Below are 456 nucleotides of genomic sequence, written 5' to 3' on the forward strand. Positions count from 1 at the left end.
CGATAATACCAACATCTTCCAAAAATTTGCAGCCGGATTCTCACACGGATTTATGGGATTATTTGGAGCCGAACAAGCCATTTATGATAAAGCATGGGCAAAACACAAAAAAACCATCACGGACATTGATGCCCAAATATTATCTTTAGCAGAGATAAGCAAAAACAATACATCAACCATCAAAGGTGACGGCACGGCGGAAACCACTATAACAGGCGGCGAAGACCTTGATGAAAAAGCCGCAAAAAAAGCACTCGCTGCCAAACTGAAAGCAATTGAAACGGAAGCAGCCAAACAGCGAATCGTTGCGATGCAATCATACAAAGACAAAAAGTCTTACGAAGAAGAACTGCTACGCATCGAACGGGAAATGCTATCAAAAAAGCAATTGCTTTACCAAAAAGGTTCAAACGAATACGTCAAGTATGAGGAAGAAATAGAAAAGGTAAACCTTGA

1 protein-coding gene is annotated in these 456 nt (G+C 40.6%); it reads left to right on the forward strand.

The features are described from left to right. Nucleotides 1-456, forward strand: a 456-nt coding sequence (locus ASC50_RS04520) for a hypothetical protein (RefSeq protein WP_158648433.1), incomplete at both ends; no start/stop codon positions are given.

The sequence above is a fragment of the Candidatus Symbiothrix dinenymphae genome, from assembly GCF_001431085.1.